Origin of the sequence: Bacillus sp. KICET-3 (genome assembly GCF_033261025.1) — a bacterium.
Taxonomy (GTDB): Bacteria; Bacillota; Bacilli; order Bacillales; family Bacillaceae; genus Bacillus; species Bacillus sonorensis.
The window spans coordinates 906,627-925,952 of sequence record NZ_CP137345.1 but is presented as its reverse complement, the minus strand read 5'-3'; the positions used below and the strand labels follow the sequence as shown (position 1 = coordinate 925,952).

The following is a 19,326-nucleotide window of genomic DNA, read 5'->3' as shown; positions in this document are numbered from 1 at the left end:
ACTATCACTCTTTCTGTTCCTTTTTCTTTAGTGTTTTCCGTAACAGACGCCTTTATCCACATTTTTTTAAAGAAGAAAAAAACCGATTCCCATGATGATATACGCCGCCAATAATGTCGCCCCTTCAAACCAGTTGGTGTCACCGTCATTGGAAATGACGATCATCAAAAGTACGGCAGAGCCCATCGCAACTAGCTCAGGCAATGTAAAGACAAGCGGCATGCCCGTTTCAAAAAACAAGGAACAGATTACAAGCACCGGCGCGACGAACATCGCGATCTGCAAGGTCGACCCGATTGCGATTTCCACCGCGACATCCATCTTGTCTTTATAAGCCATGATAACCGCTGATGCATGTTCTGCAGCATTCCCGACGATCGCGACAATGATGACGCCGATAAAAAGCTCGGACCAGCCGAACTGCTTGGCTACAGAATCAAATGTATGAACGAGGTTTTCGGAAATATAGGCGACGGCAACCGTTGCCAAAAACAAAATCAGAGTGGCGCGCTTTCCTGACCATTCCGGTTCTTCGTTCTCGTTTTCCGCCGTGTTTTTGTTGGTTTGGTATACGCCTCTATGGCTTACAAGCTTAAAATAAAGCGCGGCCATGTATAGCAGAATCATGATGATGCTGATCCCTATGCTCATCGACAATTTTTCCGGCTCTGCCATTTCGATTGTGAACACTTCCGGAATCACAAAAGCGACGATGACCGCAAACATTAACAGACCTGAATTATGCCTTGCATCGTAAACATTAAATTCCTGCCGCTTATATTTGAGGCCGCCGATGAAAAACGACAGACCGGCTACAAGCAGGAGGTTGCCGAGAACAGAGCCGGTGAGGGAAGCGAGCACGATCCCGACCAGCCCTTCTCTTAATGCGAATATGGAAATGATCAGCTCAACGGCATTGCCGAATGTGGCGTTTAATAGCCCGCCGATCCTCGGGCCGGCAATAATCGCCAGGCTCTCCGTCGCTCTTCCCATATAGCTGGCAAGCGCGATAATGGTTAGACAGTAAATGATGAACAGAAGCGTTGACGGCCAATGCAAAAGGGTTCCGATAATTGAAAGCGGAACGCCCGCAGCCATTACCAAAAAGAAAATACGGCCCATTTTTGATTCCTCTTTTCTTTGCATGTTGTTGTAGATTATTTTTACACGAACCTTTCACTTTATATACGGGCATACTGTTCTATTCCGCATTGGCGCATGCTTTTAAACCTTTCTGTTTATGAGTGAATGATGTCAAATGTTTTCTTCATGTCGATACTGTTTTCGACGGATTTTGCCATTGCACAGTTTTTCATTGCCGCTTGAAGCGCCTTTTCGATGGTTTCAGGTCTTAGGCCTTTCCCTTTTAAAATAAAATGGAAATGAATGCTTTTGATGCGGTTCGCTTCTTCCGGTAGACGTTCTTCTTTGGCCTTGATGGTCAAATCCTCCAGATGCAGCCGCTTTTTCTCCAAAATGCGGCGAAAGACCGCGCCGCTGCAGGCCGCTATCGAAGCGATCATGAGCTGGCAAGGCCTGAATCCCGTGTTTTCGCCGGTTGAAATATCGAGACGGCCGTAGTCAAAGTCTGCGAAAAAACCGGATTGGTTTGATTTGATTTCCATGGTTTTCACCTCTTTCACATTGTAGCGACAAAAAAACCGACTTGCCTAAAAACTTCCTAAAGTTGTACGATCAAAGTAGGATGTGATAAGGAGAATGGGCGATGACACGATTTCACTTTTTCATACTTGTTTTGATTGTCAGTATATCAGGCTTTTCCCAAGGGATGCTGCTGCCGGTCATCTCTGTTATTTTCGAACAGGAGGGGCATTCCGCGGCATTGAACGGGCTTCATGCCACAGGCCTTTATATCGGCGTTTTGCTCGCTTCCCCGTTTATGGAAGCCCCGCTTAGAAGGCTTGGCTTTAAACCGCTGATCGTGATCGGCGGAATCATGGTGGGCGTAAGCTTGTTCAGCTTCACATTGATACAGTCTTATATTGTATGGTTCTTTTTGCGTCTGTTGATCGGAATCGGTGACCATATGCTCCACTTTTCAACACAGACATGGGTTACCACCCTTTCATCTGAAAAAAACCGCGGCCGCAATATTTCCTTATACGGGCTTTCTTTCGGGCTGGGGTTTGCGGCAGGTCCGTTTTTAACCCCGCTGGTAGAAATTTCGCCGTCTCTGCCGTTTATCGTCTCGGGCGTGTTCAGCTTGATGGCGTGGCTGTTTATTTTTTTCCTGAAAAATGATTTTCCTGAAAAAAGCACCTCTGACACCAGAGGCGACAATAGTCTCAAGCGATTTTTCCAGGCTTTTTTGCTGGGGTGGATCGCCTTTTTGCCGACATTCGGCTACGGGTTTTTGGAAACAGCGCTGAATGGGAACTTCCCGGTGTATGCGCTCAGATCGGGAATTTCTGTTGAAGGGGTATCGATCATTTTGCCCGCCTTCGCCATCGGCAGCATTGTCTTTCAATATCCGCTCGGGATCTTGAGCGATAAATTCGGCAGAAGAAACGTCCTGCTCGTGATTTTGGCTATCGGTGCAGGCTGCTTTTTTGCGGCGGGCCTTTCCGATTCTGTTCCGCTTGTGGCCGCCTGTTTTTTTGCGGCGGGCATGGCCGTCGGTTCCACTTTTTCCCTCGGAATCAGCTTTATGGCCGATCTGCTTCCAAAGCCTCTGCTTCCGGCCGGAAACTTGATGTGCGGCATTACCTTCAGCTTTGGAAGCATTTTCGGCCCCATCGCCGGCGGCTGGTATATGCAGACATTTGAAAACGGGAATCTGTTTTATTTGATTACCCTGGTGATGGCTTTGATTTGGTTGGGCGTGCTGTTGGGAAAATCGAAAAACATGAAAGCCTCCGCCGGTCAATCAGAGGCGGAATCGCTTTAAGAAAGGCCGTCTGCTATACATGCAGACGGCCTTTTTATGCCCTTAATGGTATCCGTTTTGTCCGTTGGCGCTTCCGCTCGTTTTATTCTTTGAGCTTTGCTTTGAATTTTGCTTATTATGGCTTCCGCCTTTTTTCGTATGCTTCGTCATGATGATCCCTCCGCTTTTGAACTTTTAAACGTTCCTTCTTAGGTTGCTCGTTTTGACGGATTTTCATCAGGAATGATTTTACGTTTATGTAAGAGAGCGTTGATTTCGCCCCCTAAAATAATCATCATTCCGCTCAAATAAAACCAGATCATCAAGACGATGATGCCGCCGAGGCTTCCGTAGGTCGCGCTGTAGTTCGCAAACTCACTGACATAGTAGGAGAACAGGACGCTGACAATAATCCAGCCGGCGGTTGCCGCAATCGCGCCGGGAAGCACGAATCGAAAGGACAGCCGCTTGTTCGGCGCGAAAAAATACAAAGCCGTAAATACGATCAGCAAAACGACCGGACTGATTCCCCACCGCAAAGCGGACCAAGCCGTGAGAAACATGTCGGGAGTGCCGTCCAGATTGGCGATAAAATGGCCGATGGCTCTGCCGAATACCGGAAGAAGCAGGGCGACTAAAATGGTGAACACCATCGCTGCCGTAAGGAGAAGCGATGTCAGACGAATCATAATAAAAGAGCGGTTTTCCTTTACTTCATATGCATGGTTAAACGCCCTGACGATCGCGTTGACTCCGTTTGAAGCAGACCAGAGCGCCGCGATGATACCAAAGGAGAGGAGTCCCCTGTTTCCGGTTTTCAGCGTCTCTTCGATCACCGACATTGTGTCTTCGGGAGCGTACTGCTCGATCAGCCCGATGACATCCCCTGTTTTGACAGGCAGATAGCCGATAAGGGTAAGCAAAAAAATCATGAAGGGAAACAGAGACAAAAGAAAAAAATAAGCCAATTCGGCCGATTTGCTCGGCCCTTCATGCAGGAGAAAACGCCATACCAGCTCTTTTAAAAAGCTCACCACTAGATTCACTCCAAACGATTGTCAGTTTTTTTGGAGAAATGCTCCCTCGTTTCCTCGATCAATTCAATCACCTTTGGGGTGGTTTCTTTCAATTCTTTGATTTGCTGATTTAAAAAATTCAAGTCATCTGACAAAGATGCGGAGAGCTTTTTGGCTTCTTCCATTTTTTCTTTGACGCAGCCGGTCAATAGACCTGGATTGCTTCGGTAAAGCTTGATTTTGTTTTTGCAGGCCGACAATTTTGCACCGCACGCTTCCCTGGTCGGCTTGTGCAGCAATGACAGAGCAGCCCCGACCGAGGCGCCGAGAAGGATGTTTCTAAGGACAACACGTTCACCTTTCATCACAAGATCTCTCCCTTTTGTTTTTTATAAATGGTTCTCTCTTCTGATGTCGTTTAGCAATTGGCGGCAGCCCTCTTCCACAAGCTCGTACACTTCTTCAAAATTTCCGGTGTAATAAGGATCAGGAACGTCTTCCGTTTGGCAGTCATCAACATAATCAAGAAGCCTCCTGATCACGGGCTTTTGGCTGAATCCGGCCAGACTTCGCACATTCCCGGCATTTTCCGCATCCATCGCAACGATGTAATCAAACTCCTCCAAATCGTTTTTTGTGACCTGTCTGGCGAACAGCCCTTCACAGCTGATGTTTTTTTCCGCCAGCAAGGCGCGTGTGCCTTCATGCGGCGGTTTGCCGATATGCCAGTTTCCGGTGCCCGCCGAATCGGCTGCAATCCGGTCGTCAAGTCCGCTTTTTTTGAGCATATCGTTAAATACCGCCTCCGCCATCGGCGATCGGCAGATATTGCCGAGACATACGAATAACACTTTAATCATTTCTTTCACGGCCTCCTCTATTCTTTGCCCTCTTTTTCCGAAGAAAAAACGTATTTGATTTTATACTAAAGATTTTTCTTTTTTTTTCAACTTTCGGAAGAAAATCTGACCGCCCTATTGACAAATCTGACAAACTTTCAGAATATTCTAGTTAGACACAAAATTAAGGGGGATTTTTCACCTATGAATTTTATTTCAAATGTCGTAGATACAATGAACGGTTTTTTATGGGGCCCTCCGCTTTTGATCCTCATCGTTGGAACGGGGATTTACTTAACATTCAGACTGGCTTTTCTGCAGGTCAGACTTTTGCCTTATTCTTTAAAGCTCGCTTTTTCAAAACATCAGGATAAATCCTCTGAAGGCGATATTTCTCATTTTCAGGCACTAATGACTGCGCTGGCCGCTACCGTTGGAACGGGAAATATCGTTGGTGTCGCTTCGGCCGTCGCCGCCGGCGGACCCGGCGCCGTCTTTTGGATGTGGCTGGCCGCATTTTTCGGTATGGCGACGAAATATTCCGAAGCCGTTCTTGCCGTCAGATTCCGCATCAAAGACAAAAACGGCGAAATGGCAGGCGGTCCGATGTATTATTTGGAACACGGGCTGAAGCAAAGATGGCTTGGCGTATTATTTGCGGTATTCGGGGCCCTGGCGGCATTCGGAATAGGCAATATGGTTCAGGCCAATTCTGTTTCAGGCGTCATGAATTCAACGTTTTCCGTGCCGACTTGGGTAACAGGTGTGATTGCGACGGTCTTCACGGCGCTGGTAATCCTCGGCGGAATTAAAAGCATCGGGAAAGTCACCTCGGTCTTCGTGCCGATCATGGCCTTATTTTATGTCATTTCAGGTCTCATCATTCTCATCGGAAACTTTGACCTTGTCCCCGGCGCCATCGGCTTGATTTTCTCAGACGCCTTTACCGGCCAGGCTGTGGCAGGGGGCGCGATCGGAACCGTCATTCGCTGGGGGGTCGCAAGGGGCGTATTTTCAAACGAAGCAGGCCTCGGTTCGGCTCCGATTGCAGCTGCCGCTGCGAAAACGGATATGCCGGCCCGCCAGGCGCTTGTGTCTATGACCCAGGTTTTCATTGATACGCTGGTTGTCTGCTCGATCACGGGTATCACGATCGTCATGGGAAACATGTACTCATCAGAAAAAAATGATGCTCTGACATCGATGACCTTTGCGCATTTTCTCGGGCCGGCCGGGTCATCAATTGTCGCTATCGGCTTGGCTTTGTTCGCCTATTCAACGATATTGGGATGGTCTTATTACGGAGAAAAATGCTTTACCTACCTCTTAGATGCAAAATACGCGATTTTCTACCGGGTGATCTTCGTCATCGCCGTATTTTTCGGGGCGATTTTCAAAGATGATCTCGTATGGGCGCTTGCCGATATGCTGAATGGCTTGATGGCGATTCCGAACTTAATCGGACTGCTCGGCTTAACCGGCATCGTCATCTATGAATCCAAACAAATCCTGGCGAAAATCAAAGCGGAAAAACAAGAGAAGCAAAACAGCCTTTCCGTCTGATGCGGGGGCATGCATGCCACAAAGGTTCTTTTCTTCTCCGGCATTTCTGTTACAATAGAGACTACGAAATCCGAGGGAAAGGAAGTGCCTGATGTCTGATCAAAAAACAGCCGAGCTGAACAAAATGATCGAAGAGATCTCACAAAAGTTAAACATGCTCAACATCGGTATCATCAAAGCAGAGGACTTCAGCAACGAAAAGCTTGATGATCTTCAATATCTGCATCAAATGGTCATGAAAAAGAAATCTTTCAGTCCGAGCGAGATGCAGGCAATCGCCGCGGAGTTGGCTTTGCTGCGAAAATAGAACCGTATGGACGAGAAAAAGACCGGAATGGATTCCGGTCTTTTAGATTGTTGACAAAATCCTAAAACGGTTTTCAGTTTTAGAATTTTGTCATTCTTTCAGCGTGATTGAAAACCCTTGCAGTCTAGGTAGGCCGAGCAGCGGAGCGGAGCGAATGTTGGAATTCGTGAGCACCGACGCACAGGCCTGACAACGAATGCGAGGGTTTGTTGACACGCTGAAAGACCGGAATGGATTCCGGTCTTTTTCATCAATCATTTAGCCGAGCAATTGCAATGCTTCACGGGTAAACGCGGGAATATCGTCGGGCGTCCGGCTTGTGACAAGCTGGTTCTGACACACAACAACTTCCTTGTCCTGAAATTTGGCTCCCGCGTTTTCCACATCAACCTGAATCGATGTATAGCCTGTCGCACTTCTGCCGTCCAATGTCCTGGCCGTAATTAAGAGCTGCGGTCCGTGGCAGATTGCGAATACCGGCTTTTTCTCATCCATAAAAGCTTTTGCAAAAGATACAAACCGTTGATCCGCTCTAAGGATATCGGGTGAAAATCCGCCGGGAATCAATAAGGCGTCAAAATCTTCGGGACTGACATCATCAATGGATGCGTCAACCTCCACATTCGCTTGCCCCTGCTTTCCTTTGAGCGTTTTGCCTTTTTCCTTTTCGATGACGGTCAACTGATGTCCGTCATCTTTAAACGCTTTGGCAGGCTTGGTATACTCGGAATCCTCAAAATAATCCGTCAGTACGACTGCAATGTTTTTGGCCATGTCGTTCCCTCCCTACATCTTCTGTTTACATAAATTCTTTTACCCCTGCCACACTAAATAAAACATGTCATGCTCATCTGATAAAGTACCTATTTCAAGACCTTTTCGGATGAGGACTTTCGAATCAATTTCTGACTGTTTACAATATTCGAAACGAAATATCTACAAAACTTTACAAAAAGTTCTTACAATAGAGGGTGTGACTTTAATCTGAAAGGTGGAGAAATGGTGGGAATACAGAAAAGACGTTTTTTAGTTCTCCGTATTCTGCTAGCCTCAGTGATGATATTCAGCATACTTATTCCAAACACCCAGATTCATGCAGAAGAACATAGCGAACATCCGCTCGTCAAGCTCAGCATACTAGGCACGACGGATATTCATGCACATATCATGGATTATGATTACTACGCCGACAAAGCGACGGCGGCATTCGGACTGGCCCGAACGGCGCAGCTGATCCAAAAATACCGCAGCCAAAATCCAAACACACTTCTCGTCGACAACGGCGACTTAATTCAAGGAAACCCTCTTGGAGAATATGTCTTCAAACATGAACGTGAACAAATCACCTCCAGATCAAAAATACATCCGATCATTGATGTCATGAACAAGCTTCAATACGATGCAGGAACGCTTGGAAACCACGAATTCAACTACGGTCTTGAATTTCTGGACGGGACCGTCAAAGGCGCAGAATTTCCCATCGTCAACGCTAACATCAAAACATTGGACGGGCGGCATAAATATAAGCCCTATCATATAGAAGAGAGGACATTTTCTGATGAAAACGGACAAAAGCATCAGCTGAAAGTCGGCTACATAGGATTTGTTCCGCCGCAAATTTTAACATGGGATAAAAAGCACCTTGACGGCAAAATCAAGGTCCAGGATATTACGGAATCAGCGAAAGAAATGGTTCCGAAAATGAAAGCCGAGGGCGCGGACGTCATCATTGCGATTGCGCACACCGGAATTGAAACAAAAGAACAGCAGGCAGGCGCGGAAAACGCCGTATATGATCTGGCCGTTAAAGCGGAAGGAATCGACGCGATCATTTCCGGCCACCAGCACGGTCTATTCCCGGGCCCCGATTATGCCGGAAATGCCAAAATCGATATTCAAAAAGGGACAATCAACGGGATTCCGGTCGTGATGCCGAAAAACTGGGGAAGCCATTTAGGCATCATCGATATGCAGCTTGAACAAAAAGACGGTCATTGGACGGTCAAAGATGCAAGCGCGAAAACGGAAGCGATTGCCGGGAATGTCGGCTCACAAAACGAGACCGTGACGGCAGCAATCAAAGATACCCATGAAAAAACATTGGAATACGTCCGCAAACCCGTCGGCAAAACGGAAGCCGATATTAACAGCTTTTTCTCACAGGTAAAGGATGATCCGTCCATCCAGATCGTCACAGATGCGCAAAAATGGTATGCGGAAGATGTCATGAAAGACACGGAATATAAGGACCTTCCGATTTTATCAGCGGGCGCTCCGTTTAAAGCGGGAGGCCGAAACGGTCCAGACTATTATACGAATATCAAAGCCGGCGGCCTTGCCATAAAAAATATCGGAGATCTGTATCTATACGATAATACACTGTATATCGTCAAACTGAACGGAAGAGAAGTCAAGGACTGGATCGAGATGTCCGCAGGCCAGTTTAATCAAATTGATCCATCTAAAACGGAAGAACAGGCGCTCCTTAATCAAGATTACAGATCCTATAATTTTGATGTGATTGACGGCGTGACCTATCAGATCGATGTCACACAGCCGGCGAAATACGATGCCAATGGCGGACTGAAAAACCCGCAGGCAAGCCGCGTCAAAAACCTGGCCTATAACGGCAAACCGGTGAAGGATGATCAGGAATTTCTCATTGTCACCAACAACTACCGCGCTTCGGGAGGCGGCGGATTCCCGCATTTGACACAGGATAAAGTCGTTTATGCGGCTGCTGATGAAAACCGGCAGGTGCTGATGAACTACATTATTGAAAAAGGAACGATCAACCCGGCCGCCGACAATAACTGGTCCATCGCGCCAATCAAAGGTGCCGAGGTGACATTTGAATCCTCCCTTCTTGCAAAACCTTTTGCTGAGAAAGCGAAGGACATCGATTTTGTAAGAGAATCGGCCAATAGCGGATATGGCGTGTACAAGCTGAATTTTGAAACAGACGGTGCAGAGCCTCCGCCGAATGACGATCATTGGAGATTAACGGTGATGCATACGAATGATACGCATGCACACCTTGATGATGCGGCAAGGCGCGCCGCAAAAGTAAAAGAAATCCGCGAACAAACGGAAAACAATATTTTGCTTGATGCCGGCGATGTCTTTTCAGGAGATCTTTATTTTACAAAATGGAACGGGCTCGCCGATCTTAAGCTGATGAACATGATGGGCTATGATGCGATGACATTCGGCAACCATGAATTTGACAAAGGGCCGCAGGTGCTCGCCGATTTTCTCGGCGGAAATGGCGCGGCCGTTGATCCGGCGAACAAACACTCGTTTGAAGCCCCATCATTTCCGATTGTCAGCGCAAATGTCGATGTCGCAAAAGAACCAAAGCTGAGCCGATTCCAAAAGAAACCGGCCGTCTTAAAGGCAGGCGCACGGAAGGAAACGGGGATTTATCCGTACATTCTGCTCGATGTGAACGGCGAAAAAGTCGCTGTCTTTGGATTGACGACCGAGGATACGTCATATACGTCAAGCCCCGGTGCGAACATTACCTTCCATGACGCTTATTCGTCCGCCGAAAAAACCGTCAAAGAAATTAAAGAGAAAGAAAAAGTCAACAAAATCATCGCCCTTACCCACATCGGCTACAACCGCGATCTGGAGCTGGCCAAAAAAGTTCAGGGAATCGATTTGATCATCGGCGGGCACACGCATACGCTTGTCGACCATTTGGAAGTCGTTCCAAACACTGAGCCGACGATCGTCGCCCAAGTAAAAGACTACGGGCAGTTTCTTGGAAGAGTCGATGTCGCCTTTGATGAGGACGGCATCGTTCAAACAGACCAATCCAGCTTTGACTTGATCGCCATTGACGATCATGCGGCAGAGGAGCCTGATGTCAAAAACGTCCTTGATGATTTTAAGCAGGAATTGGAAGACGTCAAAACGGAGCGGGTCGGCTATGCCGATGTTCCGCTTGATGGTAAACGCGAGCATGTCAGATCAAAGGAAACCAATCTCGGGAATTTCATCGCGGACGGCATGCTGAGAAAAGCCAGGCAAGCCGGAGGCGCTGACATTGCGATCACAAACGGCGGCGGAATCAGAAGCGGGATCGACAAAGGCAAGATCACCCTCGGCGAAGTCCTCACCGTGATGCCGTTCGGAAACACGCTTTACGCTGCCGATATGACCGGAGCGCAGATTAAAGAAGCGCTCGAGCATGGAGTCAGCCAGGTGGAAGAAGGCGGCGGGGCGTTTCCTCATGTGGCCGGTTTAACGGTTACTTTCACTTTAAATAAGCCTAAAGGGGAACGCATACTCGATGTGAAGCTTATCGATGAAAAAGGAACGTCAAGACCGCTTGATCCGAAGAAAACCTACCGTGTCGCCACAAACAACTTCATGGGCGGCGGCGGTGACGGCTACACCGTCTTTAAAAATGCCAAAAATGGCGTAGATCTTGGATTTAGCGATTATGAGATTTTCACGGAACAGCTGAAACTGTACGACTCTGTCTCACCGAACATCGAAAACAGAATTACGGAAGTCTTCTTGCCGGACCGGCAGACAAACGGCACTTGGACACTGAAGAAAGAGCCGTTCAAAACATACGCAAAAAACGCGAACAAGGCGATCGCCTATTTCCCTGAAACAGAACGGGAAGACATCAGGCTGAACATGACAAAAGCGCAGACGAACCTCATAAAAGCAAGACCAAACGATCCAAGCATCACATTGAAGAATGACAAAATCGCCATGCAGCTGCCGGCTGCAAATCTGGCAGACGAAGAAACGAAAATCGGCATCAGGATTGGAAAAAACATCAAACAGGCGGTCACAAAGGTTTATGATTTCAGCATTCAGCAAAACGGAAAAGCCGTCAGCTCATTCAAGGAGCCGGTCGGACTGTTTTTCCAGGTGGATCATCCTGACAAGCAAGCTGGCGTCTACCATGTCGACCGGAAGCATAACCGCTTTACAAAAGTAAAGAACGGCTACAGCAAAGACCATACCGCCGCCGGCTATGTTGACCATTTCAGCGAGTATACCGTCTTACATGCCCGTCATGCCGGAACGCCTTCAGCCCCTCCGGGATCACAAGACGGCTCGGCTGGCGGCGAACGTCCGGATGCTCCGGGCGGCGGAAGCCATAACGGCGGCTCTGGAAATGGTTCAGGCCATGACGGGGGGAATGGAGGGCAAGCACCGGCTGATCCGGCAAACGGATCTCTCCCCAACACAGCTACAACTTTCTACAATTGGCTCATGCTCGGTCTTCTATTGCTTGCAGCTGGCGGCGGCCTTTACCTTTACCAGCGAAAAAAACGCAACATCAATCACATGTAAACATCAAAAAAGACGGTTCTCTTTCTGAACCGTCTTTTTTTCTTCACTTGACCCATTTCACTACTTGATCGAGCGCCTGTCTTGTTTTCGGACGCGGCTCTTTGACGCGGTATCCGAAAGCGGCCATGACCGAAATATCAAACCGCCCTTCTTCAAGCAGCCCTTCTTTTTCAAGAATGTCATGAACCTTGTCATAATTGAATCCTTCAATCGGGCATGAATCAATTCCGATCAAAGCGGCCGCTGTCATCATATTGGCAAGTGCGATATACGTTTGTTTGGAGACCCAGTCAAACATCGCCCTGTCGCTTTCAAACAAGTGAAAATCGCCGTCTTGAAAGCTTTTCATCACACCGTCTTCTTTGAGCATATTTTCAATGATGTCATCCGGCATTTTTTTCACATGCTTTAATTGATGTGCGACATAGTCGGAGTCATACCTCATTTCCTTTGCCGTGCGGCCGAGCAGCAGCACGAAATGGCTGGCCGTCGGGAACTGCCCCTGCGCCCCCCATGAAACTTGGCGGAGCTTTTCGCGAAGCTCTTTGTTTTGAACAACGACAAATTTCCACGGTTCAAGACCGATTGAGCTTGGCGACAGTCTGCCCGCTTCTAAAATAAACTGAAAATCATCATCAGAAATTTTTTTGTCAGGATCAAATTCTTTAGTGGCATGTCTGAATTGAAATGCATCAAGAATCTCCTGTTTCTTGGATTGATCTGCCATTATCTGTTTCTCTCCTTTGCTATAGCGTATATTCCTTTCTCAATTACATTTTAATTATTATAATAAAAGATAAAAAGTACGCACATTTTTGTTGGATAGTATCATTTTTTATACTAAGGAGAGATCAAGATGAAAAAACATGCGGCAGACTGCACAGCCCCCGGCGGTTATTCATGTCCTGTAGAAGCGACGATAGATATTATCGGCGGCAAATGGAAAAGCGTGATTCTGTTTCATTTAATCGATGGGAAAAAACGTTTTAATGAACTCCGCCGCTTAATCCCCGGCGTCACCCAAAGGATGCTGACCCTTCAGCTCCGCGAATTGGAGCGCGACGGCATTGTTCACCGCGAAATTTATAAGCAGGTTCCGCCCAAAGTCGAATACTGCTTAACAGAATTCGGTAAAACTCTCATACCCATCATCAATCAAATGATGAACTGGGGAATGTCGCATGCCGGTAAAATAGATGAAGCACGGAGAAAATCGGCCGCAGCAGAATAGCTTCCAAAACCTATTTGACAGGCTCCACCCTCAGTAAAAAGTCTTGAACCTTTCGGAAATATTCCTCCGGATTTTGGCGAAACCCGCCGACATGTCCGGCCCCTTCAATCAAATACAGCTTTTTGACCCCCTTTTTCTTCTCGTAAAGCCGTTCGGCCATTTGCGGAGGCACAAGCTGATCATTTTTGCCGTGGATGATGAAAAGAGGCGTATCTGTCTGTTCAAGATTGCGGACCGGAGAAATGTCGGCAAGACTCCAGCCATGCCTCCTTTTAATCAGTCTGCTTATCAGCGGAATCAGAAGCGGCACGGCAAGCTTGACAACCCCTTTCAGCTGATGGCGGCAGAGTTCGGTTAAATCGCTGAAGCAGGAATCCGCGATGCAGAACTGAATTCTGCGGTCTTGTTTCATCAGTTCAACGGCAGCCGCCGCTCCCAGCGATTCGCCGAGCACACCGATAAATACATCTTTTCCAAGCTTGTGTTCAAGCTCATCCGCCCACAATGCCAAGTCGTTCTTTTCATAAAAGCCATAGGAAACATGCGATCCGCCGCTTAATCCGTGGCATCTGCTGTCGCAGAGCAGCACATGGTAGCCGAGCGACTGGAACAGTTCGACATATTTATAGCCCCCAAACAGCGACCATTTAATGCCATGGGTGATCATCACGGCTTTCCTGCTATCCGGAACAGGGAAAAACATCGCATGAAGCCGGCAGCCGTCGGCAGAAGTCAAAAACAGTTCCTCTTTATCATGTGACTGAAACACGTCATCAACAATTTCCCCATTCTTGATCCCGCTGAAGAACGTTTCTTCATAGCTGCTTCGGTTCGGAAGCACAAACAAATAGCTGACAATGAGACTGACGGCAAAAATACTGATCCCCAACCCCAAGATGATCAACAAAATTCCGATCCACACGGTCCTCACCCTTTACGCTCTGTTTTACCACATTGTATTCTGAACCGGTTTGGGCGTGAGTGTGAACACCGGTCGTTCCGAGCGGCTTTTCGGTCTGGTGGCCGTTTTCATGATGGATCGTATTCGGGCGATCGAAGACATCGCTATGAAAGACCGCTTCCAAGCTGAACGACTTTAGCTTTTCCTGAGCCGTTTCTTAAAACCCCCCTCGTATCAAATACGACCTTTGCATGGTGCAAGAGCAGTTCTTTCGGCAGTTCGGCGTGGTCCGTCAATATGACGACACAGTCATAATCCTTCAGTGACTCGGCATCAATCGATTGACTGCGAAGTTGTTTGCCGCCGATGTGAAGCTCCGGAAAATGAGGATCATGATAAGAAACCTCCGCTCCCATCCCGACCAGCTTCCCGATGATGTCGAGTGATTTTGATTCACGGACGTCCGCGACATTTCGTTTATAGGTAACGCCGTAGATGAGAATGTTTGCTTCTGTAGCCTTTTCCTTTTGAGCCAATTGCAATGCGCGTTCGGCAATATAGCGGACGATTCTTTCGTTCATCTCTTCTGAAAGCTGAATAAAATCGCTTGAAATGCCGATTTTTTTAATGACAAACTGCAAATATAAAGGGTCAACCGGTATGCAGTGGCCTCCGATCCCCGGGCCTGGATAAAATGCCGCAAATCCGTACGGTTTCGTACTGGCCGCTTTGATGACTTCCCATACATCCACGCCGAGCCGGTCGCAGATCATCGCAAACTCGTTAATAAATGAAATATTGATGAACCTGTACGTGTTTTCCAGCAGTTTTGTGAGCTCTGCCGTTTCGGGGGATGTAACCGGAACGACCTCTTGATAAATCCTGCTGTATAATTGATATACTTTATCCCGGCACGCTTCCGTCGTCCCCCCGACCACCTTCGGAACGACTTCGATCGGGAACTGATTTCCCGGGTCAACGCGTTCGGGGGAATAGGCCAAATAAAAATCCTTTCCGCAGACAAGGCCGCTTTTTTCAAGAATCGGTTTGACCATATCCCTCGTCGTGCCTGGGTATGTCGAGCTTTCCAAGACCACGAGCTGGCCTTTTTGCAGATGCCCGGCGATTGATTCTGCCGCTTTTGTCACATAATCCAAATTTGGCGCCGAGTCATCTGTTAACGGGGTCGGGACGCATATAATGACAGCAGCGGCTTCCCTGATCAGCCGATAATCCGAAACTGGCCGGAAAAAGCCGCTGTTTACAGCGTTTTTCACCGTTTCGCCTTTTATATCAGAAATATAGCTGCTTCCCTCTTTTAAGGATTTGATTTTTTGTTCGTCCAAATCAACTCCGATGACCGGAAAGCCTTTGGATACCAACAGCATAGCCAAGGGCAGACCGACAAACCCTAAACCTATGACAGCTATCGTCTGGTTTTGATATTCTTGATTGTTCATGTATTTAATCGCCCCTTCATACATTCCTTTAATAAAATATGTTTCATATTCTTTTTTGAAAGGGACGATTTACTAATTCACAAAACTATTTCTTTTTCATATCAGAGGTTTGAAATGAAGACAGCGGAAGCCGTACAGGCTGTTTGATCAATGCGGATTGATAGATGCCGAATATCGCTTCCAGCGCTTTTTTACCCTCTTTTCCGTCAATCAGCAGCGGTTCACCATCCTGGACTGCGCGAATGAAGTTTTGATACATCGCAGACTGTTCGCCCGATAGAGCAATCAGCTGTGACGCTTCCTCTATGTCTCCCTCTTCTCCGGCGATATACCAGCGGGAGATCCGGTTGAAAGAAGGGCCTTCCAATGAAATCGTACCGTTTTCCCCGAAGATAGAGAGCGAGCTTCCCAGATTGTTTGGCTGTGTTACAATATTTGCTTCTATGATTCCCTTTGCCCCGTTGGCAAAAGTCAGGATGCCGGCCGCTACATCTTCCGTTTCCTTCCCAGGCGCCGCGGTAAGTATTTCTCCGTATACGCTTGTCACATCTCCTAAAAACCATTGCAGAAGATCAATGAGATGTATCCCCTGATTGATCAGCATTCCTCCGTCTTTTTCCCAGCTCCCCCGCCACGAAGCTGCCGCATAGTATGCGGGAGAGCGGTTGAGGCGCAGCGAAACCGCGCCTAAGTATGGCTTCCCTAATTTCCCTTCTGCTATCGTTTCTTTTATTTTTTTCATAATCGGCCGATGGCGCATTTGATGGCAGACCATGAGCTTCAAGTTTTTTTGCTCAGCCAGCTGAATAAGTTCATCGGCCTCCTCCAGCGACAGTGTCATCGGTTTTTCCAAAATGACATGCTTTTCAGCCAGCAAAGATTGTTTCGCCATTTCCGCATGAAGACCTGAAACGGCCGCAATGATCACAGCCTCTATTTTCGTATCGGCCAGCAGGCTCGTATATTGCGGATAATGGGCTATCGCAGGACTTTCGCCTCTCAGGGATGCATAGTATTCAGCCGCTTCAGCCATTCTGTCTTTTTCGACATCACTGACGGCCGCAAGCTCAGCTTCATGACAGCCGCTCAAAGCGCGCAGATGTTTTTTTGCCATATAGCCGCAGCCGATTAAGCCAACACGAAGCGTCATCACTCCCCTCCCCCACTTGCCAGCAGCACGGAGATGATCTGATCCTGTTCATCGCTTGGCAGGAAAGGATCCATCGGAATGGCGAACAGCGTTTCAGACAATGATTCAGCTACTGGGAAATCTCCTTTTTTGTAAGGCAGTGAAGCATAAACATCCTGCAGATGAAGACAGCACGGGTAGTAAACGCCTGTATGAATCTGCTGCGCCTCAAGCGACTGCATGATCTCCCGGCGGTTTTTCGCTCCGATACAAAAGAGATGGTAAATGTGGGAGCGGTCTTCTTTTTCTTTCGGAAGCGTCAGGTGTGACGCCTCAGCCAAAGCCTCACGGTACCGGCCGGCGATTTTTCTTCTTTGTTCATTCCAACCGTCGATCTTCTCTAGAAAAATAAGCAAGGCGGCGGCGTGCAATTCATCAAGCCGGCTGTTGAAGCCGATTTTGTCATGAAAGTATTTTTTGCTTGTTCCGTGCGTTCTGAGTGTTCTTACACGTTGGGCGGCTTCAGAATCTGATATCGTCACCATCCCTCCGTCACCCAATGTCCCCAAATTTTTCGTCGGAAAAAACGAAAAACAAGCCGCATCTCCGAGACTGCCGACAGGACGGTCATTATATGTTGCGCCAAATGCCTGGCAGGCGTCTTCGATCACAAGCAGCCGATGTTTTTTGGCAACCGCCATAATGTCGTCCATATCAGCCGGCTGGCCGAAAATATGAACGGGAATGACCGCTTTTGTGGCAGGGGTGATGCGTTCTTCTATCTTTGCCGGATCGAGATTGTATGTTTCAGGATCGACGTCCGCGAACACCGGTGTCGCCCCGACCCTTGAGACGGCTTCAGCACTCGCGAAAAAAGTGAAAGGGGTTGTGATGACTTCATCCCCCTTGCCGATCCCGTATGCTTCAAGCGTCAGCACTAAAGCGTCCGTCCCGTTGGCGACTCCCACCGCATCACGAACGCCAAGTTTTTCCGCTATTTTCTTCTCCAACTCTTTTACTTTCGGTCCCAAAATATATTGCCCGCTGTCTAGCACCCGCTCAAATTCTTTTAAAATCTCGTGTTTAACCGTTTGAAACTGCCGTTTGAGATTAATTAACGGAATCATCTATTTTCCTCCTTGATTTGGCAAAGTTCCAAAATAATTTATGATCGATTCTGGTAACTTGCCACGGCTGGGTATCTCACTTTACTTGAGGTTCCGGAAATGTTCATTTTTCTATTTAATGAAGGAACGATGGTATAAGGAGATCTGATGTTTCAAATCAAAATCTTGTATTCTTCAAACTCGATTTATGTGAATCCAATCGAACGAATGGCCAATCAGAACCAACGGGGTAACCCAGCCGCCATGATAACGTGAATACCGATTTTATTCTTATGGAAACAATGCTTTAGCAAAAAATAGACTTGTTGACGGAAATTGAGTTTCAGCTCGATATCTTTTTTGATGCGAAAAAAAAGACCTACTTGTTCAGTAAGTCTTTTGTTGATTATTTAGAAAGCCCCAATTTGCTTTCTAATAATTGTTTATTATGAAGAACAGATTTGTCCTCTGGACGGTATTTTCTTGCCTCTTCATTGTGCTGGTACGATTTTTCAAAATCGCCTAAATTATAGTAGCATACACACATTTGCAGGTGCGGATACCACGTGTAATAAGCCGGATAGCTGAAGCTCCATTTATTTGAGTCAGGCACCAGCTTTGTCGCCTGGTCATACCAGTAAATAGCAGCCTGATATTCGCGCCGGCGCTGAAAAATATAGCCGATTCTGCTGCATGTCTCGGCTCGCGGCGTTTTGGAAAATTCAAATGACTGAAACAACGATCTAAGCTCATTTTCCATATCTCCGAGAAACCTGTAGCAGTCCGCTTTATTGATGCACGCGTATACTTTATCTTCAATCCAGCCTTCTTTCATTTCTATATTTTTATTATAGCTTTCAATCGCTTTCTCATAATGGCCGTTTTCTCTTAATTCATTTCCATAGTAAAAATAGTCCCTCGGTGAAAAAGCATCGCCGCGGTCGATTTTCTTTTGATAGATATTGAGATTGCGTCCGACTGAATGGCGGATTTTCTTATGTGTCACCGAAATATCGGCATTGATGATATTTCCGTAAACCTCCAGATACTGGTGGCAGTCGCCTCTCCATTTAAAATTTTTCTCCCTTTTTACAAGACGGTTGCGGCGGTATCTCAGCGTCACATTACCGAAATCATCCGTGCCGGCGTCATAATACATGGAAACAGAATCCACGGATGGATCAAGCGTTTCTTTTAATTCTTTTAATTTTTTCCGGTCTTTTTCAAGCAGGACATCGTCCGCATCAAGATAAAGAATATAATCTTTTGTGGCATGCTTAAACGATTCATTCCTTGCGGCGGCAAAATCGCCGATCCACTCAAAGAAAAAGACGCGATCCGTGTATTGTTTAGCAATTTCTACTGTTTTATCGGTTGAACCGGTATCGACAATATTGATTTCATCTACAATGTCTTTTACGGTATCAAGACATCTTGCCAATACTTCTTCTTCATTTTTGACAATCATACAGAGACTGATTGTGATCAAATCATCCACTCCTTATCGTTACTTTATCTTCACTCCAATAGATTATGAACAGCAGAACATTTTGTTTGTGCCCTTA

The 19,326-nt window shown here is 47.1% G+C and carries 17 protein-coding genes; 5 read left to right on the top strand and 12 right to left on the bottom strand.

The features are described from left to right. Positions 1–66: 66 nt before the first annotated feature. On the bottom strand, positions 67–1,122 hold the full coding sequence (cax, locus tag R5H20_RS04525) for a calcium/proton exchanger (protein WP_006639912.1): 1,056 nt from the start codon (positions 1,120–1,122) through the stop codon (positions 67–69). Positions 1,123–1,238: 116 nt separating this feature from the next. Further along, positions 1,239–1,625: an OsmC family protein gene (locus R5H20_RS04520; protein WP_006639913.1), complete on the bottom strand. Its 387-nt coding sequence runs from the start codon at positions 1,623–1,625 to the stop codon at positions 1,239–1,241. A 101-nt stretch (positions 1,626–1,726) separates the two neighbouring features. Here R5H20_RS04520 and R5H20_RS04515 point away from each other — a divergent pair, with 101 nt between their 5' ends. Next, positions 1,727–2,908: an MFS transporter gene (locus tag R5H20_RS04515; protein ID WP_006639914.1), complete on the top strand. Its 1,182-nt coding sequence runs from the start codon at positions 1,727–1,729 to the stop codon at positions 2,906–2,908. 188 nt (positions 2,909–3,096) lie between these two features. Here the strand turns inward: R5H20_RS04515 and R5H20_RS04510 are convergent, their stop codons facing one another. The 3 genes from R5H20_RS04510 to R5H20_RS04500 are packed head-to-tail and all read right to left on the bottom strand — an operon-like array spanning position 3,097 to position 4,763. Beyond that, entirely contained in the window at positions 3,097–3,921 is an 825-nt protein-coding gene (locus tag R5H20_RS04510) for a YihY/virulence factor BrkB family protein (RefSeq protein WP_029419815.1), read from the bottom strand. 8 nt (positions 3,922–3,929) lie between these two features. Then, positions 3,930–4,268, bottom strand: coding sequence for a hypothetical protein (locus R5H20_RS04505; protein WP_006639917.1), 339 nt, complete (start codon positions 4,266–4,268; stop codon positions 3,930–3,932). A 24-nt stretch (positions 4,269–4,292) separates the two neighbouring features. Next, entirely contained in the window at positions 4,293–4,763 is a 471-nt protein-coding gene (locus R5H20_RS04500; protein ID WP_006639918.1) for a low molecular weight protein-tyrosine-phosphatase, read from the bottom strand. 183 nt (positions 4,764–4,946) lie between these two features. Here R5H20_RS04500 and R5H20_RS04495 point away from each other — a divergent pair, with 183 nt between their 5' ends. Together R5H20_RS04495 and R5H20_RS04490 are read left to right on the top strand one after the other, a co-directional pair. After that, complete coding sequence (locus R5H20_RS04495) at positions 4,947–6,305, top strand: alanine/glycine:cation symporter family protein (RefSeq protein ID WP_006639919.1); 1,359 nt, start codon at positions 4,947–4,949, stop codon at positions 6,303–6,305. A 91-nt stretch (positions 6,306–6,396) separates the two neighbouring features. Next, complete coding sequence (locus R5H20_RS04490; RefSeq protein ID WP_006639920.1) at positions 6,397–6,612, top strand: DUF1128 domain-containing protein; 216 nt, start codon at positions 6,397–6,399, stop codon at positions 6,610–6,612. A gap of 258 nt (positions 6,613–6,870) precedes the next feature. Here the strand turns inward: R5H20_RS04490 and R5H20_RS04485 are convergent, their stop codons facing one another. Beyond that, complete coding sequence (locus R5H20_RS04485) at positions 6,871–7,386, bottom strand: type 1 glutamine amidotransferase domain-containing protein (RefSeq protein ID WP_006639921.1); 516 nt, start codon at positions 7,384–7,386, stop codon at positions 6,871–6,873. Positions 7,387–7,611: 225 nt separating this feature from the next. Between R5H20_RS04485 and R5H20_RS04480 the strand changes: the two genes are divergently transcribed. After that, positions 7,612–11,934, top strand: coding sequence for a bifunctional 2',3'-cyclic-nucleotide 2'-phosphodiesterase/3'-nucleotidase (locus R5H20_RS04480; RefSeq protein ID WP_040348705.1), 4,323 nt, complete (start codon positions 7,612–7,614; stop codon positions 11,932–11,934). A gap of 43 nt (positions 11,935–11,977) precedes the next feature. Here the strand turns inward: R5H20_RS04480 and R5H20_RS04475 are convergent, their stop codons facing one another. Next, positions 11,978–12,661, bottom strand: coding sequence for an NAD(P)H-dependent oxidoreductase (locus R5H20_RS04475; protein WP_006639923.1), 684 nt, complete (start codon positions 12,659–12,661; stop codon positions 11,978–11,980). A 129-nt stretch (positions 12,662–12,790) separates the two neighbouring features. Here R5H20_RS04475 and R5H20_RS04470 point away from each other — a divergent pair, with 129 nt between their 5' ends. After that, a complete protein-coding gene (locus tag R5H20_RS04470) occupies positions 12,791–13,165 on the top strand; it encodes a winged helix-turn-helix transcriptional regulator (protein ID WP_006639924.1) in 375 nt (124 codons plus the stop codon). Between the two features lie 10 nt (positions 13,166–13,175). Here the strand turns inward: R5H20_RS04470 and R5H20_RS04465 are convergent, their stop codons facing one another. The 5 genes from R5H20_RS04465 to R5H20_RS04445 form a co-directional block, all read right to left on the bottom strand. Further along, positions 13,176–14,087, bottom strand: coding sequence for an alpha/beta hydrolase (locus R5H20_RS04465; RefSeq protein ID WP_006639925.1), 912 nt, complete (start codon positions 14,085–14,087; stop codon positions 13,176–13,178). A gap of 143 nt (positions 14,088–14,230) precedes the next feature. After that, positions 14,231–15,526, bottom strand: coding sequence for a nucleotide sugar dehydrogenase (locus R5H20_RS04460; protein WP_006639926.1), 1,296 nt, complete (start codon positions 15,524–15,526; stop codon positions 14,231–14,233). An 85-nt stretch (positions 15,527–15,611) separates the two neighbouring features. Continuing rightward, positions 15,612–16,676 (bottom strand): Gfo/Idh/MocA family protein, encoded by a 1,065-nt coding sequence (locus tag R5H20_RS04455; protein ID WP_006639927.1) that lies wholly within the window; start codon positions 16,674–16,676, stop codon positions 15,612–15,614. Continuing rightward, positions 16,676–17,782, bottom strand: a complete 1,107-nt coding sequence (locus R5H20_RS04450; protein ID WP_006639928.1) for a DegT/DnrJ/EryC1/StrS family aminotransferase — start codon at positions 17,780–17,782, stop codon at positions 16,676–16,678. The genes R5H20_RS04455 and R5H20_RS04450 overlap by 1 nt, the downstream gene beginning before the upstream one ends. 385 nt (positions 17,783–18,167) lie before the next feature. Continuing rightward, a complete protein-coding gene (locus tag R5H20_RS04445; RefSeq protein ID WP_006639929.1) occupies positions 18,168–19,250 on the bottom strand; it encodes a glycosyltransferase in 1,083 nt (360 codons plus the stop codon). Between the last annotated feature and the right edge of the window lie 76 nt (positions 19,251–19,326).